This is a genomic window from Paenibacillus sp. CAA11 (assembly GCF_003060825.1).
Lineage (GTDB): Bacteria > Bacillota > Bacilli > Paenibacillales > Paenibacillaceae > Fontibacillus.
This window is the reverse complement of record NZ_CP028922.1, coordinates 1,732,501-1,745,796: the sequence shown is the minus strand read 5'-3', so window position 1 is coordinate 1,745,796 and position 13,296 is coordinate 1,732,501. Positions and strand designations below refer to the sequence as shown.

General features: G+C 47.1%; 11 protein-coding genes, 5 tRNA genes, 2 rRNA genes and 1 riboswitch (1 of these 19 only partly in view). Of the genes, 3 read left to right on the top strand and 15 right to left on the bottom strand.

Annotation, left to right across the window (positions count from 1 at the left end):
• Window positions 1-86 precede the first annotated feature (86 nt).
• Window positions 87-1,268 (top strand): SGNH/GDSL hydrolase family protein, encoded by a 1,182-nt coding sequence (locus DCC85_RS08250; protein WP_108465142.1) that lies wholly within the window; start codon window positions 87-89, stop codon window positions 1,266-1,268.
• A 45-nt stretch (window positions 1,269-1,313) separates the two neighbouring features.
• Here the strand turns inward: DCC85_RS08250 and DCC85_RS08245 are convergent, their stop codons facing one another.
• From DCC85_RS08245 to DCC85_RS23345, 4 genes are all read right to left on the bottom strand, one after another.
• On the bottom strand, window positions 1,314-2,828 hold the full coding sequence (locus DCC85_RS08245; RefSeq protein WP_108465141.1) for a DHA2 family efflux MFS transporter permease subunit: 1,515 nt from the start codon (window positions 2,826-2,828) through the stop codon (window positions 1,314-1,316).
• A complete protein-coding gene (locus tag DCC85_RS08240; protein ID WP_108465140.1) occupies window positions 2,788-3,273 on the bottom strand; it encodes a MarR family winged helix-turn-helix transcriptional regulator in 486 nt (161 codons plus the stop codon). Before DCC85_RS08240 ends, DCC85_RS08245 begins: the two co-directional genes overlap by 41 nt.
• 352 nt (window positions 3,274-3,625) lie before the next feature.
• A complete protein-coding gene (locus DCC85_RS23350; RefSeq protein ID WP_234414384.1) occupies window positions 3,626-4,288 on the bottom strand; it encodes an ABC transporter ATP-binding protein in 663 nt (220 codons plus the stop codon).
• Window positions 4,289-4,325: 37 nt separating this feature from the next.
• On the bottom strand, window positions 4,326-4,949 hold the full coding sequence (locus DCC85_RS23345; protein ID WP_234414383.1) for an ABC transporter transmembrane domain-containing protein: 624 nt from the start codon (window positions 4,947-4,949) through the stop codon (window positions 4,326-4,328).
• Between the two features lie 89 nt (window positions 4,950-5,038).
• Here DCC85_RS23345 and DCC85_RS08230 point away from each other — a divergent pair, with 89 nt between their 5' ends.
• The gene (locus DCC85_RS08230; protein ID WP_108465139.1) at window positions 5,039-5,350 is read left to right on the top strand and encodes an ArsR/SmtB family transcription factor; all 312 of its coding nucleotides are present in this window, start codon (window positions 5,039-5,041) and stop codon (window positions 5,348-5,350) included.
• An 80-nt stretch (window positions 5,351-5,430) separates the two neighbouring features.
• A riboswitch (FMN riboswitch) is annotated at window positions 5,431-5,586 on the top strand.
• A gap of 128 nt (window positions 5,587-5,714) precedes the next feature.
• Window positions 5,715-6,653: a DMT family transporter gene (locus DCC85_RS08225; RefSeq protein WP_108465138.1), complete on the top strand. Its 939-nt coding sequence runs from the start codon at window positions 5,715-5,717 to the stop codon at window positions 6,651-6,653.
• Between the two features lie 122 nt (window positions 6,654-6,775).
• On the opposite strand, the gene DCC85_RS08220 is transcribed toward DCC85_RS08225, so the two are convergent.
• The 11 genes from DCC85_RS08220 to DCC85_RS08170 all read right to left on the bottom strand — a co-directional run.
• Complete coding sequence (locus DCC85_RS08220; RefSeq protein ID WP_108465137.1) at window positions 6,776-7,228, bottom strand: PTS sugar transporter subunit IIA; 453 nt, start codon at window positions 7,226-7,228, stop codon at window positions 6,776-6,778.
• A 31-nt stretch (window positions 7,229-7,259) separates the two neighbouring features.
• Window positions 7,260-8,627 carry a PTS fructose transporter subunit IIC gene (locus tag DCC85_RS08215; RefSeq protein ID WP_108465136.1) on the bottom strand — a complete coding sequence of 456 codons (1,368 nt, stop codon included), beginning with the start codon at window positions 8,625-8,627 and terminating at the stop codon, window positions 7,260-7,262.
• Between the two features lie 14 nt (window positions 8,628-8,641).
• Window positions 8,642-9,595, bottom strand: a complete 954-nt coding sequence (gene pfkB, locus DCC85_RS08210) for a 1-phosphofructokinase (protein WP_108465135.1) — start codon at window positions 9,593-9,595, stop codon at window positions 8,642-8,644.
• A 16-nt stretch (window positions 9,596-9,611) separates the two neighbouring features.
• Entirely contained in the window at window positions 9,612-10,373 is a 762-nt protein-coding gene (locus tag DCC85_RS08205; protein WP_199909987.1) for a DeoR/GlpR family DNA-binding transcription regulator, read from the bottom strand.
• Window positions 10,374-10,612: 239 nt separating this feature from the next.
• Window positions 10,613-10,683, bottom strand: a tRNA-Gly gene (locus tag DCC85_RS08200).
• 9 nt (window positions 10,684-10,692) lie between these two features.
• A tRNA-Pro gene (locus tag DCC85_RS08195) sits at window positions 10,693-10,769 on the bottom strand.
• Between the two features lie 14 nt (window positions 10,770-10,783).
• Window positions 10,784-10,867: transfer RNA gene (locus DCC85_RS08190), tRNA-Leu, on the bottom strand.
• Between the two features lie 40 nt (window positions 10,868-10,907).
• Window positions 10,908-10,984: transfer RNA gene (locus DCC85_RS08185), tRNA-Asp, on the bottom strand.
• 10 nt (window positions 10,985-10,994) lie between these two features.
• Window positions 10,995-11,069: transfer RNA gene (locus tag DCC85_RS08180), tRNA-Glu, on the bottom strand.
• Window positions 11,070-11,105: 36 nt separating this feature from the next.
• Window positions 11,106-11,222, bottom strand: a 5S ribosomal RNA gene (gene rrf, locus DCC85_RS08175).
• A gap of 231 nt (window positions 11,223-11,453) precedes the next feature.
• Window positions 11,454-13,296, bottom strand: a 23S ribosomal RNA gene (locus DCC85_RS08170) (it continues 1,088 nt past the right edge of the window).

Here is a 13,296-nt window from a genome sequence, read left to right as displayed (position 1 = left end):
ATTCCTTACCTTTTATTCTCATAGCTAGGGTCCATACTGCTAAACTAGCGGGTTGGACCCCAGCCCTTACGATTAGGAGGATCTACATGAGTACTGCCATACTAGAGAACTCTCCGTTACATAAAGATTCGAAGTATGCCTCTGCCACCCTGCTCTCGACGGCTTCTAATTTTATTACGAATGCTGACCAGCCCTTCACTCGTACCTACCGGACCTACATTCGGCTAAGAGAATATGGCTCTTTGCAATTTAGACTTTGGCACAGCAATGCCGTGGATTCAACTTGGGACCTCGGTAAAGATGCACGCGCAGGCGAACCGGGCGGCTCCTGGAGAATTGAGGCTGCCTATTTGGCAGATGGTGGACTTCAGCCAGATGGATCGATCGCCATAGGTTCCGAAGCTGCGGTTACCTTTAAAAGGAGTGTGTCTAAAGATGTAGCCCCTGGTGAGAAATTTTGGAGTGATGAAGTCAGCCTTTTCATACCCGACAATCATTATCTATGTCTTTCTTGGACAATAAGCACTAAGGCTCCCGGCAAATCTATCCCGTTCAATGTGGAGCAAATGCTTGCTACCGCTTATGATGCACCAGGCCGTTTGGCACACCAGGCGAGCTCCTGTTCATTTGAACGTTCCAACAACCAACTGGTGCTTCCAAGCTTCATCGGTTATAAGAAGAACACTGCGAAGCAGCTTGTATTCTTTGGAGATTCCATAACCCAAGGAGTCAGAACCTCTGTAGATGCCTATGAATATTGGGCTGCGCGTATCGGAGATGAGTTGGGCACCGATTATGGAATATGGAATCTTGGCTCGGGTTGGGCTAGAGCCTACGATGCAGCAGGGGATGGCCCTTGGCTGTTTAAGGCCAAGCAAGCGGACGAGATTGTCATTGCATTAGGAGTCAACGATCTGGATATTGGTCAGAGAAAGGCACCTGAACTGATTCAAGACTTAACCTCGGTCATTGCCGCGATTAAGAATGTGAATCCCTCTGCCATAATCACGCTATGTACAGTTCCACCCTTTAACTTTACTGATGACAAAGAGCAAGCTCGCAAAACGGTGAACCAGACGATCCGCATGGCTGGTATCCCTGGAGCTGATCGTGTATTTGATCTTGCTGCCGTACTCTCCGTGTCCAAGCCCAACGAACACAGAGTAAGGCCCAATTTCATGAGCTCCCAGGATGACCCTCATCCGAACGGACTGGCCGGTCAAGCCGTATCAAGAGCATTCCTTGATTGGTATGTCCAGTATAAATAAGGAAAGAGCCTGCATAAGATGCAGGCCCTTCTTTAGTCATGTATATTAACCTTTAGCAGAAACGGTTTTTGTTTCAAGCGGGGCTTCTGCACCTTCTTTATTAATCGCTACTCTGCGAATAAAGAAGGCAAGAATAAATGCAAGAAGTGTAATTCCAGTTGCTACAACAAAGGCATAATCAATCCCATGTATGGTAGCTTCTTTGGTGATTTGGGCCATCGCCAGTTTATCCTGAGGATTGACACCTTGCGAAACGATCAATTCCTTGACCCGATCCTTGGTTTGGTTGGTCATGATCGTTACAAGAAGTGCCGTACCAAGTGCCCCGGCGATCGTCCGAAGTGTATTGGACATGGCCGTTCCGTGTGCGTTCAGACGGGCAGGCAGCTGATTCAGACCCGCAGTTTGGATAGGCATCATAACCATGGACATCCCGAACATACGAACCGTGTACAGCAGAATCAAATGCGTATAAGTAGTTGTCTCGGACAAATTACTGAATTCCCATGTGGTTACCGTTGTAATTGCCAGACCAATAACAGCCAGCCAACGCGCACCGATCTTATCAAAGATAATCCCCGTAATTGGAGACATAATCCCCATGAGAATCGCGCCAGGCATCAGCAGCAGACCCGATTTAAGCGGGGTAAAGCCGCGAATATTTTGCAGATAAATAGGCAAGAGAATCATAGCTGCATAAAGAGCCATAGTTACAACAACATTCACGACTGTAGTCAATGAGAACATGTTGTACTTAAATACACGGAATTCAAGAATCGGTTTCTCGGAAACCAATTGACGCCATAAGAACAAGGCAAGTGCAACCACACCTACAACCAGACTGATAATAACTTCCGGTCCACTCCAACCATCATTGCTGCTACCGGCTTCACTGAAGCCGTACAGAATACCGCCGAAACCAAGTGTCGATAAGATGACAGACAGGACATCCAGCTTCGGGTTCGATACCTTCGTCACGTTCTTCATGAAGAAAATACCGAGCAATACGGAGAGGACACCAAAAGGCAGAATCAGCCAGAACAGCAGATGCCAGGAATGATGCTCAATAATCCATCCGGACAAAGTAGGACCAACCGCCGGGGCAAAGATCATCGCGATCCCCATCATCCCCATCGCCTGTCCGCGCTTCTCAATCGGGAAGATCGTCAGGAAGATAACAGTCATGAGCGGCATAAGTACGCCAGCGCCAGCAGCCTGAATCAGCCGTCCTACCAGCACCATTGAGAAGCTGCTTCCTATACCACATATCACCGTACCTATCGAGAATAGGATCATCGCTGTGATAAACAGCTTGCGTGTCGTAAAACGCTCCATTAAGTATGCGCTAATCGGAATAAGTACGCCGTTTACCAGCATAAAGCCAGTGGTCAACCATTGAATGGTCGTTGTTTCAACATTTAAATCTGCCATCATTTTAGGTAAAGCTACATTCATAAGTGTCTGATTCAGAATGGCGACAAAAGCACCAATCAGAAGAGCGACAACAATGGGAGCCTTCTTAAAGGTCGGCGCCGTCGCTTGTGCCTGGTTTGTGTTCATGTAAGGTTCCTTCTCTCTCTTTCTCTAATTTATTTATGATTTGCCTGTGAACGGCGATCAAATTATCAATGTCCTCGTCAGGTATATCCGACAGTGCGGACAAAGCCTCCGAATATAGCAGGTATGTTTGCTTCTCAACCTCCTTCCCCTTTTCTGTTAATTGAAGCGCTACGGATCTGCGGTCCGTATCTACACGCTTGCGCTCCACTAATCCTGCCTTTACCAAACGGTTGATGATCCCGCTCATCGTACTGTTACCCATGCGCAGGGAATCAGCAAGCTCGGTCAGTCCGATATGGGGCTGCTTCATTAAAGCAGTCAAAGTCATAAATTGAATTCTTGTTATCCCCAATTGTTCAGCCTGTCTGGACAATAACTGATTTGAGGCCTTCTTCACCTCTCGAAAGGAGTCGATGAGCATATGAATTTTATCCTGAGATTCCATGTCACGATCCTTCCTTTACGAATTAGTTATTGTTTTTAATATTTCGCACACGAACTATCTAACAATTTTTTGAGACAAATGTCAATATGTTTGCACGAAAAATATATATATTTTTACACAATAATGAAAATAAACAAACTTAATCAAAGTTTCATTTTCTGAAAACCCACCAATTTCCTGCTGACCTGGATAAATGAGGAGAATCTCTTAAGCTCACAGTTACTAAGCAAACTATGGGCGGCGCTATTACGCTTACTATGCCGACTATGTATATAAGCCAGACTAATCTACGACTTACCTTATAGGTACAAAGAAAGCTGCACCCTCTTGAGGCACAGCTTTCTTTACAGTATTACAGATTTTTTAGCTTATAAAATTCTCCCTGCACGGCAAGAAGCTCTTCATAAGTTCCTGACTCTACAATCCTTCCCTTCTTCATGACTACAATGCGATCCGCATTGCGAACCGTCGACAGCCTGTGGGCTACAATGAATGTAGTTCGTTCCTCCATGAGCTGCTCCATCGCTTGCTGAACATGTCGTTCTGACAAATTATCCAGAGCGGAGGTGGCTTCATCCAGAATGATAATCTGCGGATCACGTACCACCGCCCGCGCAATCGCAATACGTTGACGCTGTCCCCCGGATAACCTGCCTCCATGCTCTCCGACTAGAGTATCCAGGCCGTCAGGAAGACTATCAATAACATCCTGCAGGTTCGCCATCCATACAGCTTGCTGTACACGCTCCTCAGAGATATGCGGGAGGCCATAGGTAATGTTCTCACGAATAGAACCGGAGAATAAAATGTTATTCTGGAGCACAATCGCCAGGGATTGACGATAGCGCTTCATGCTCAGTTCATCCATAGGAACTCCATCGATCCATATCTTGCCTGACTGCGGTTTATAAAAACCTATAATCAGATTAAGAATGGTAGATTTCCCTGATCCAGATTCCCCAAAAAAGGCCACCTTCTCCCCAGCTTTAACGTGAAGTGAGAAGTCATCAAGCACGTGCCGGTCTCCCTCTTTGTAACTAAAGCCAACATTCTCAAATTAATTCCCCTTGCATTTGCTCCGGCTTAGTTCGTCCTTTATATTCTTCGGTCTCCTGAGACATCAGCACCTCAGTTACGGAATGAAGAGATTCAAAGCCTTTAACCAGGTTGGGGTAAACATTTAATATCGACGTCACCGAACCGATAATCATATTGAAGAAGCCTTGATACATTACAATATCGCCAATTTCCATATACCCGCGATGGGCCAAAAATGCTGTAAAGAACAGAAAGCCTACCTGGAATAACTGAAACGTAACCCAGCTGCTTGAGCCGAAATAAGCCTCCACGATATCCAGCCGATATCCCCGTTCTCTTATATTTTGGAGCGCCGCATCCACTTTGCGTATTTCTACATCCTCTAAGCCATGTGCCCGGGTAACGGGAATCATTTCGACAGTTTCGGATATTTTACCGGACATCTTCTCGATGTTCTTACGGACATCACGGTTGTTGTTAGACATCTTAGTTCTGAATACTCTCACCAAGTAGATCGAGGCTGGTGCCATAAGAATGAAGAATAAAGCAACGATCCAACTATGAGCCAAGGTTAACCCGATAACAATCAACAGATTGATTGCTGCAGGAATGATGGTCATCATGATGATGTTCGGCATCTAACGCATCTGGACCATTTTCCTCATGAACTGGATCTTGATCCAAAACTTAAATTGACATATTCAAAAAGCTCGATATAATTACATTTATGGACTATACATTAATTTTCAAGGCCCTTTCCAATGAGACCAGGCTTCAGTTGCTTAAATGGCTCAAGGAGCCTAACAAACACTTCACAACTAACGCTCAGCACTGTGATACCGGAGATTTCAACGGTGGTGTTTGTGTAGGTTCTATTCAAGAGAAGGCGGGGCTTTCACAATCTACAACTTCACAGTATTTAGCCATGCTGCAGCGCGCCGGATTGCTGGAGGCTAAACGGATCGGACAGTGGACCTATTATCGCCGTAATGAGGAGGCTTTACGGGAACTTGCTGCTTGGATCAAACGAGATCTTTAACAAGAGACTATGACTTTTTTGACAGTGGTTCTCTTATAATTTTCGTATACTTAATTTAAGTTATAAAAAAATCTAAATATTAGGATCTTCGGGGTGAGGTGAAATTCCTAACCGGCGGTGAGGCTCATTATACGAGCTTAAGCCCGCGACTCCCTAATTTATCTAGAATATAAATTGGGGACTGACTCGGTGTAATTCCGAGGCCGACGGTAAAGTCCGGATGGAAGAAGGTCATTGATAATCTTGCTGTTTTAATTCTGCCTTTAGGCCGATAATACCGCAGGTTTATTTGATCAGCCCCTGTTTGCCTATTCACGGACAATCAGGGGCTTTTTACGCTTCAAGATCCACAGAAGGAGTCTATATGCAAACCATTAATCAAGCTGTAACTTACCGTCCTGCACGTATCAAAAGCGGATTCTGGCTCGTTGTTCTAGGGGCTGCCCTCTGGGGTGTCGATCCTCTCTTCCGCAAATTACTGCTCGACTATTTGACCTCATCTCAAATTGTATTGCTCGAGCATATTCTGTTGTTCCTATTCGCTGCCCCAGTTCTATGGGTACATCGAAGTGAACTTCGCGGTCTTAAATGGCAGCATGTCGGGGCGCTTCTCTTCTTGTCCTGGGGAGGTTCAGCCTTAGCCACCCTTCTGTTTACCGAAGCCCTTGCTTCGGGTAACGCGAATGCAGTTGTACTGCTGCAGAAGCTCCAACCTTTGTTCGCGATCATCCTGGCCCGAGTGATTCTGCGTGAATCCTTGCCTAAGCATTTTTCTTTCTTATTTCCAATCGCATTAATAGGAACCTATCTGCTTACCTTCGGCTGGAATATTCCTTTCGGCCATGTGAACGAGTTCATTCAAATCGGCAGTCTTCTTTCACTGGGAGCGGCGGCACTCTGGGGCGGTTCTACAGTTATGGGCAGATTGATGCTCGGCAAAATGGAGTATGGGACCGTAACTTCACTCCGATTTATTCTGGCCCTTCCCTTACTCTTTGTGATTACAGCTTTTGAAGGCTCTGCTTGGCATTTTCCTTCTGAAGGCGGCCCGATCGCAGCTATAGTCATCAACATTATCTTTCAAGCTGCTCTTCCAGGATTGCTGAGCCTGCTTCTATACTATAAAGGTCTTTCCAATACAAAGGCATCTATCGCCACATTAGCAGAGCTGAGTTTTCCTATGGTGGGTGTCATTATCAACTGGGCTGTGTTCCAAGAAGTTGTAACTTTGGCACAATGTCTAGGCTTCATCCTGATCTGGACGACTCTCTTTATGATCTCTCGTCAGAACCAAACTCAATAACACAGCATCAGCCCATAAAGCGATTTGGCTTTGTGGGCTTTTTCATTAAGGAGCCAGAGCAATCCTCTATTACAAAAAAGCCGGACGGCAAGCGTCCGGCTTTTGTTCAAGATTTTTATCTATTACATATTTTTGAGAATTTCAATTACCTCTTCAGCAGTTTGTGCTCCTAGCAGCTTCTGTCTGAATTCTTCATGGATCAGCTTTCTGGAGAGAGCGACCAAAATCTGCAGATGCTCATTGCCTACATTAGCCTCCGGTACAGCGATCATGAACACCATATTTACGGGGCTGTCGTCGAGCGACTCCCAATCTGTTGGGGCAGAGAGCCGGGCAAAGGCCAGACCTGCTCGCGCTACCCCGGCTGATTTGCCGTGAGGGATGGCAACGCCAAACCCGATTCCCGTGGAGCTCGATTGCTCTCTAGTAAGTACAGCCTGCACATAGCTTTCAGCATCTGTTACAGCTCCGGCCGTTGTCAGACCGGAAACCATTCTTCGGATAACTTCTTCTTTTGTTCCCGTTTCAAGCGGCAGAAAGATCGTTTCTTTGGTTAATAAGTCGTGAATGTTCATTCTATCCATCTCCATTTTCTAATCTCAATTTTTAAGCAGATACAGTCTTGTTACGTTTAAAGAAGCTAACCAGCAGGCCAGTCACTACAGTTCCGATTGCAATGGCAAGCACATACCAGAGGATATGACCAATAGCGTTCGGGATTAATAGAACGAATATGCCGCCATGCGGAGCCATCAGGGTAACATTAAACATCATGGACAGTGCTCCAGTAACCGCCGATCCAATCACGAAGGCTGGGATAATACGCAGCGGGTCAGCTGCTCCGAAAGGTATTGCCCCTTCTGTGATAAATGACAACCCTAGAACAGAAGCGACCTTACCGGCTTCGCGTTCTTCCTTCGTGAACTTGTTCTTAGCAATCATTGTAGCCAGCCAGATTCCAAGCGGCGGGGTCATACCTGCGGCCATGACAGCAGCCATTGGTTCATACACACTTGCACCGAGTAAGCCTACTGCAAAAGTATACGCTGTTTTATTGAATGGTCCACCCATATCGATCGCCATCATCCCGCCAAGTACAGCGCCAAGGATAATCGCATTCGCTTCACCCATATCTTTGAGCCAATCCGTTAATGTCATCATTAGCCAATTTAGAGGGTTTCCAATCACAAAGACCATCAAAAGACCAACTGCAAGAACTGACAACAAAGGAATGATCAGTACTGGACGAAGTCCCTCCATTACTTTAGGCAATTTCACATATTTAATGAGCCATTTCGTGATGTAGCCTGCAAGGAAACCGGCAATAATACCGCCTAGGAAGCCGCCGCCTACTTCATTCGCAAGAACACCGCCAACCAGACCAGGAGCCAGGCCAAGCTTACCGCCAGCAATAGAGTAAGAGATAAATCCTGCGAGAATGGGAACCATGAGCCCCATCGCTGCTTTACCTATACTAAGCAATTTTGCGCCAATCGATCCATCAACAGGATTCAGACCGAACAGGAAGGAAATCGCAATAATCAATCCACCAGCGACTACAAGCGGAAGCATGTTGGAAACACCGTTCATCAGGTGTTTATAAATGCTGCTTCCCGTACTAGCTTCTTTCTCTGGTGCTTTTGGAGCTGCTGCAGCTGCCCCACTAGAGGCTTCCTTCGCAAGTGCTTGCTCAATGAGCTGAGCAGGTATTTTAATACCTTGAGCCACCGGTACCTTCACAACTGGCTTGCCAGCGAAACGTGATTCATCCACATCAGTATCTGCTGCAATAATAATAGCATGGGCTTCTGCAATTTCTTCCGGTGTCAGACCATTCTCAACACCCACTGCCCCCCGTGTTTCTACTTTTATCGGAATGTTCTTTTCTTTTGCTGCTTTCTCTATAGACTCTGCAGCCATATACGTATGGGCAATTCCTGTTGGACATGCGGTAACTGCGAGTAATTTTTTCATATTGACTTCCCCTTTTAATGGTTGGTGTTCACACGTTTAAATGTTTGAACCTGATCCAAATGAGTCTCAACCTCTTCCAAGCTGCAAACTTCTGTACCGGGCATTGAAGCGGTTACAGTCCCAGCAGCAGTAGCCCACCTTGCCGTTTCCTCTAGGCTGCGTCCATGCAGCAAGCAAGCTGATATCGCAGCTACCATTGAATCACCGGCGCCTACTGTACTCTTTGGTGTAATCGGGAAAGGATGGGCTCTTACGACCTCATCTTGACTGATGAATAGGGAACCCTCCCCTCCCATGGAGACGATGACCCAGCTAACACCCTGCCGGATAAATTCATTTCCAGCACTTATAATTTCCTCTTCTGTATCGAGCTTCTTCCCTAGCAGCTGTTCTAACTCATGAATATTAGGCTTGATCGCATAAGGCTTAGCCTTTAGCCCATGTTTTAGCGCCTCTCCGTCAGCATCAAGGATCGTCTTAACTTCCTTTAGCTTAGCTGCTTCGATTAGAGCTTGATAAATGTCCTGAGATATGCCAGGTGAGACGCTTCCTCCCAGCACAAGCACAGCTGTCTCATCCAGTAAGGAACCAATCTGATGCTTAAAAACCTCTGCTTCACCAGATAAAATCTCCGGTCCCCGTTCATTAATCTCTGTAGTTATTTTTTTCGTATTATCCACGATTTTCAGATTGGTTCGGGTCTCGCCGCTAACCTCAATAAATTCATGTCTAATCTGCAATGAGTCTAGAAATGTCAGAAGCTGTTCTCCCGTATATCCACCAACAAATCCCGTTGTTATAACCGATTCTCCAAATTGCCGGAGTACTTTAGCTACATTAATTCCTTTACCACCCGGGTCAATCCGAAGCTCAGATACCCGGTTCAATCCTCCAACCTCAAACTGATCGAGGTTCACCGTCTTATCTAGAGCCGGGTTAAGGGTTATTGTTAGAACTGAATGCTTCATTAGTTTTGACTCCAATCTACGCAAGGGTTACAGCCACACCTAATTTTCTTAGCTGTTTAATAAATTCATCCGGAGCACCAACATCGAATATACATTGATGAAGCGCTGTCAAATCAGCGAATTTTGCATAGGCAATCTGCCCGATTTTGCTATGATCTGTCAGCAGAATAACCTCTTTGGCAATCTCGATCATTTTGCGCTTGGTAGCGGCTTCAATCATATTCGGAGTGGTTATCCCGTTTCTTAAGTCAATGCCATTGGTTGCAATAAAGGCTTTGTCTACTCTAACCATATCCAAGGACGTTTCTGTCATCGGACCGACAAATGCTAAAGTCTCCTGCCGCAACAACCCGCCCGTAAGCGAAACTTCAATATTTCGACAATCCCTTAATTCATTCAGAACAATTAGTGAATTCGTGATCACTCTAATTTGGTTTAATTTACGAAGCTCTCGAGCCAGATGCAACGTCGTTGTTCCAGAATCCAATAGAATCGTGTCACCTTCTTGAATAAGCTCGGCAGCAAGTCTGGCAATTCTCTCTTTCTCTTCGCGAAAAAAGTCTTCCTTCTCGATCATGTTCGGCTCAAAGTTGGCGCTTTGCAGCGAAACTGCACCTCCATGGGTACGCTTAAGCTGCTTAGCTTCTTCCAGCTCCTTAAGATCACGTCTGATCGTTGATTCAGACACTTCAAATGCTTCACTAAGCTCCTGAACCGACGCTCGCTGGTGTCTCTGTAAGTACTGGATAACACTTTGCTTTCTTTCTTCTTCGAACACGGTTTACATCACCCCTTTATAACGGGCAGTTATGAGCAATTTCATGATTGTTTGTGATTACCTTTGCTCATTTATGATTATAACAGCGTTTTCACGAAGTGTAAATAGTCATTTTATGATTATTTACGACCGTTTATGATCAAGAAATCATTACCATGAAAAGTTAACATTCAACTTCATGGGGATATGACTTTTAGAATGCAAAAAAAAGCCCTTGCCTATGCAAGAGCTTTCGGTTAAGCGGGTGATGGGAATCGAACCCACGCTACCAGCTTGGAAGGCTGGAGTTCTACCATTGAACTACACCCGCAAAATATAATGGTCGGGATGACACGATTTGAACATGCGACCCCCTGGTCCCAAACCAGGTGCTCTACCAAGCTGAGCTACATCCCGATGTGAAAATAGGATGCGGTCGAGAGGACTCGAACCTCCACGGGGGTTAGCCCACACGGACCTGAACCGTGCGCGTCTGCCAATTCCGCCACGACCGCATGTAAAACATTGTACTGCCATATTGTTAAATTGTAAATATGGCGGAACCGACGGGATTCGAACCCGCGATCTCCTGCGTGACAGGCAGGCATGTTAGGCCTCTACACCACGGTTCCACAGAATAAATGGTGACCCGTAGGGGAATCGAACCCCTGTTACCTCCGTGAAAGGGAGGTGTCTTAACCGCTTGACCAACGGGCCTTGATATATATGTAATGTATCATCTCATAGAGATGTGCTTGGCGGCGTCCTACTCTCCCAGGACCCTGCGGTCCAAGTACCATCGGCGCTGGAGGGCTTAACGGTCGTGTTCGGGATGGGTACGTGTGGAACCCCTCCGCTATCGCCACCAAACAGGTTTTTTCCGGTCGCTATCGCTCCCTGAAATTCATCAAGGAAAATAACCCACCTTCAAAAACAGCCTGCGAGAAAATATCAAACCTTGATATCCACCCACAATTGTTCAGATGTTTGATCACCTGAAAACTGGATACGAAACGAAATTGTGATTTAGATCTTCTCAGGGTCCCCGCAAAGTATTCGGAATCAGCCTCGAAGCCTCTTCTTCACTTTGTGGGGTCATTTTAGGATAAGCCCTCGACCGATTAGTACTGGTCAGCTCCATGCATTGCTGCACTTCCACCCCCAGCCTATCTACCTCGTCGTCTTCAAGGGGTCTTACTAACTCGGGAAATCTCATCTTGAGGGGGGCTTCACGCTTAGATGCTTTCAGCGCTTATCCCTTCCGCACTTAGCTACCCAGCTGTGCTCCTGGCGGAACAACTGGTGCACCAGCGGTGCGTCCATCCCGGTCCTCTCGTACTAAGGACAGCTCCTCTCAAATTTCCTACGCCCACGACAGATAGGGACCGAACTGTCTCACGACGTTCTGAACCCAGCTCGCGTACCGCTTTAATGGGCGAACAGCCCAACCCTTGGGACCTACTTCAGCCCCAGGATGCGATGAGCCGACATCGAGGTGCCAAACCTCCCCGTCGATGTGGACTCTTGGGGGAGATAAGCCTGTTATCCCCAGGGTAGCTTTTATCCGTTGAGCGATGGCCCTTCCATGCGGTACCACCGGATCACTAAGCCCGACTTTCGTCCCTGCTCGACTTGTCAGTCTCGCAGTCAAGCTCCCTTTTGCCTTTGCACTCTTCGAATGATTTCCAACCATTCTGAGGGAACCTTGGGGCGCCTCCGTTACTCTTTAGGAGGCGACCGCCCCAGTCAAACTGCCCACCTGACACTGTCCCCGCACCGGTTCACGGTACCAGGTTAGAACTCCGATACGATCAGGGTGGTATCCCAACGTCGCCTCCACCGAAGCTGGCGCTCCGGCTTCTTAGGCTCCCACCTATCCTGTACAAATCGTATCAAAGTCCAATATCAAGCTGCAGTAAAGCTCCATGGGGTCTTTCCGTCTTGTCGCGGGTAACCTGCATCTTCACAGGTATTAAAATTTCACCGGATCTCTCGTTGAGACAGCGCCCAAGTCGTTACGCCATTCGTGCGGGTCAGAATTTACCTGACAAGGAATTTCGCTACCTTAGGACCGTTATAGTTACGGCCGCCGTTTACTGGGGCTTCGGTTCACAGCTTCGGGACTACCCTAACCGCTCCCCTTAACCTTCCAGCACCGGGCAGGCGTCAGCCCGTATACTTCGCCTTGCGGCTTCGCACAGACCTGTGTTTTTGCTAAACAGTCGCTTGGGCCTTTTCACTGCGGCCCCCTCGGGCTATTCACCCTACCGAGGCACCCCTTCTCCCGAAGTTACGGGGTCATTTTGCCGAGTTCCTTAACGAGAGTTCTTCCGCGCGCCTTAGAATTCTCTTCTCGCCTACCTGTGTCGGTTTACGGTACGGGCACCTTCACCTGGCTAGAGGCTTTTCTTGGCAGTGTGAGATCATGACCTTCGCTACTGTAATTTTCACTCCCCATCACAGCCCAGCCTTAAAGTGTGCGGATTTACCTACACACCAGCCTCACTGCTTGGACGGACATCCATCAGTCCGCGTCACTACCCTACTGCGTCACCCCATCGCTCATAACGGTTTACGGTGGTACAGGAATTTCCACCTGTTGTCCTTCGACTACGCCTTTCGGCCTCGCCTTAGGTCCCGACTTACCCTGAGCGGACGAACCTTCCTCAGGAACCCTTAGGCTTTCGGCGGATCAGATTCTCACTGATCTTTTCGTTACTCATACCGGCATTCTCACTTGTGTACTCTCCAGCGCTCCTTACGGTACACCTTCAACGCATACACAACGCTCCCCTACCCCTGATACATTCATATCAAGCCATAGCTTCGGTGGTGTGTTTAGCCCCGTTACATTTTCGGCGCAGAGTCACTCGACCAGTGAGCTATTACGCACTCTTTAAATGGTGGCTGCTTCTAAGCCAACATCCTGGTTGTCTGTGCAACT

What these genes read in the sequence shown, in the direction of transcription:
- DCC85_RS08250 (WP_108465142.1), top strand. Translation starts at nt 87, where the DNA reads ATGAGTACTGCCATACTAGAGAACTCTCCGTTACATAAAGATTCGAAG.
- DCC85_RS08215 (WP_108465136.1), bottom strand. Translation starts at nt 8,627, where the DNA reads ATGAAAAAATTACTCGCAGTTACCGCATGTCCAACAGGAATTGCCCAT.
- DCC85_RS08240 (WP_108465140.1), bottom strand. Translation starts at nt 3,273, where the DNA reads ATGGAATCTCAGGATAAAATTCATATGCTCATCGACTCCTTTCGAGAG.
- DCC85_RS08225 (WP_108465138.1), top strand. Translation starts at nt 5,715, where the DNA reads ATGCAAACCATTAATCAAGCTGTAACTTACCGTCCTGCACGTATCAAA.
- pfkB (WP_108465135.1), bottom strand. Translation starts at nt 9,595, where the DNA reads ATGAAGCATTCAGTTCTAACAATAACCCTTAACCCGGCTCTAGATAAG.
- DCC85_RS08230 (WP_108465139.1), top strand. Translation starts at nt 5,039, where the DNA reads ATGGACTATACATTAATTTTCAAGGCCCTTTCCAATGAGACCAGGCTT.
- DCC85_RS08220 (WP_108465137.1), bottom strand. Translation starts at nt 7,228, where the DNA reads ATGAACATTCACGACTTATTAACCAAAGAAACGATCTTTCTGCCGCTT.
- DCC85_RS08245 (WP_108465141.1), bottom strand. Translation starts at nt 2,828, where the DNA reads ATGAACACAAACCAGGCACAAGCGACGGCGCCGACCTTTAAGAAGGCT.
- DCC85_RS23345 (WP_234414383.1), bottom strand. Translation starts at nt 4,949, where the DNA reads ATGCCGAACATCATCATGATGACCATCATTCCTGCAGCAATCAATCTG.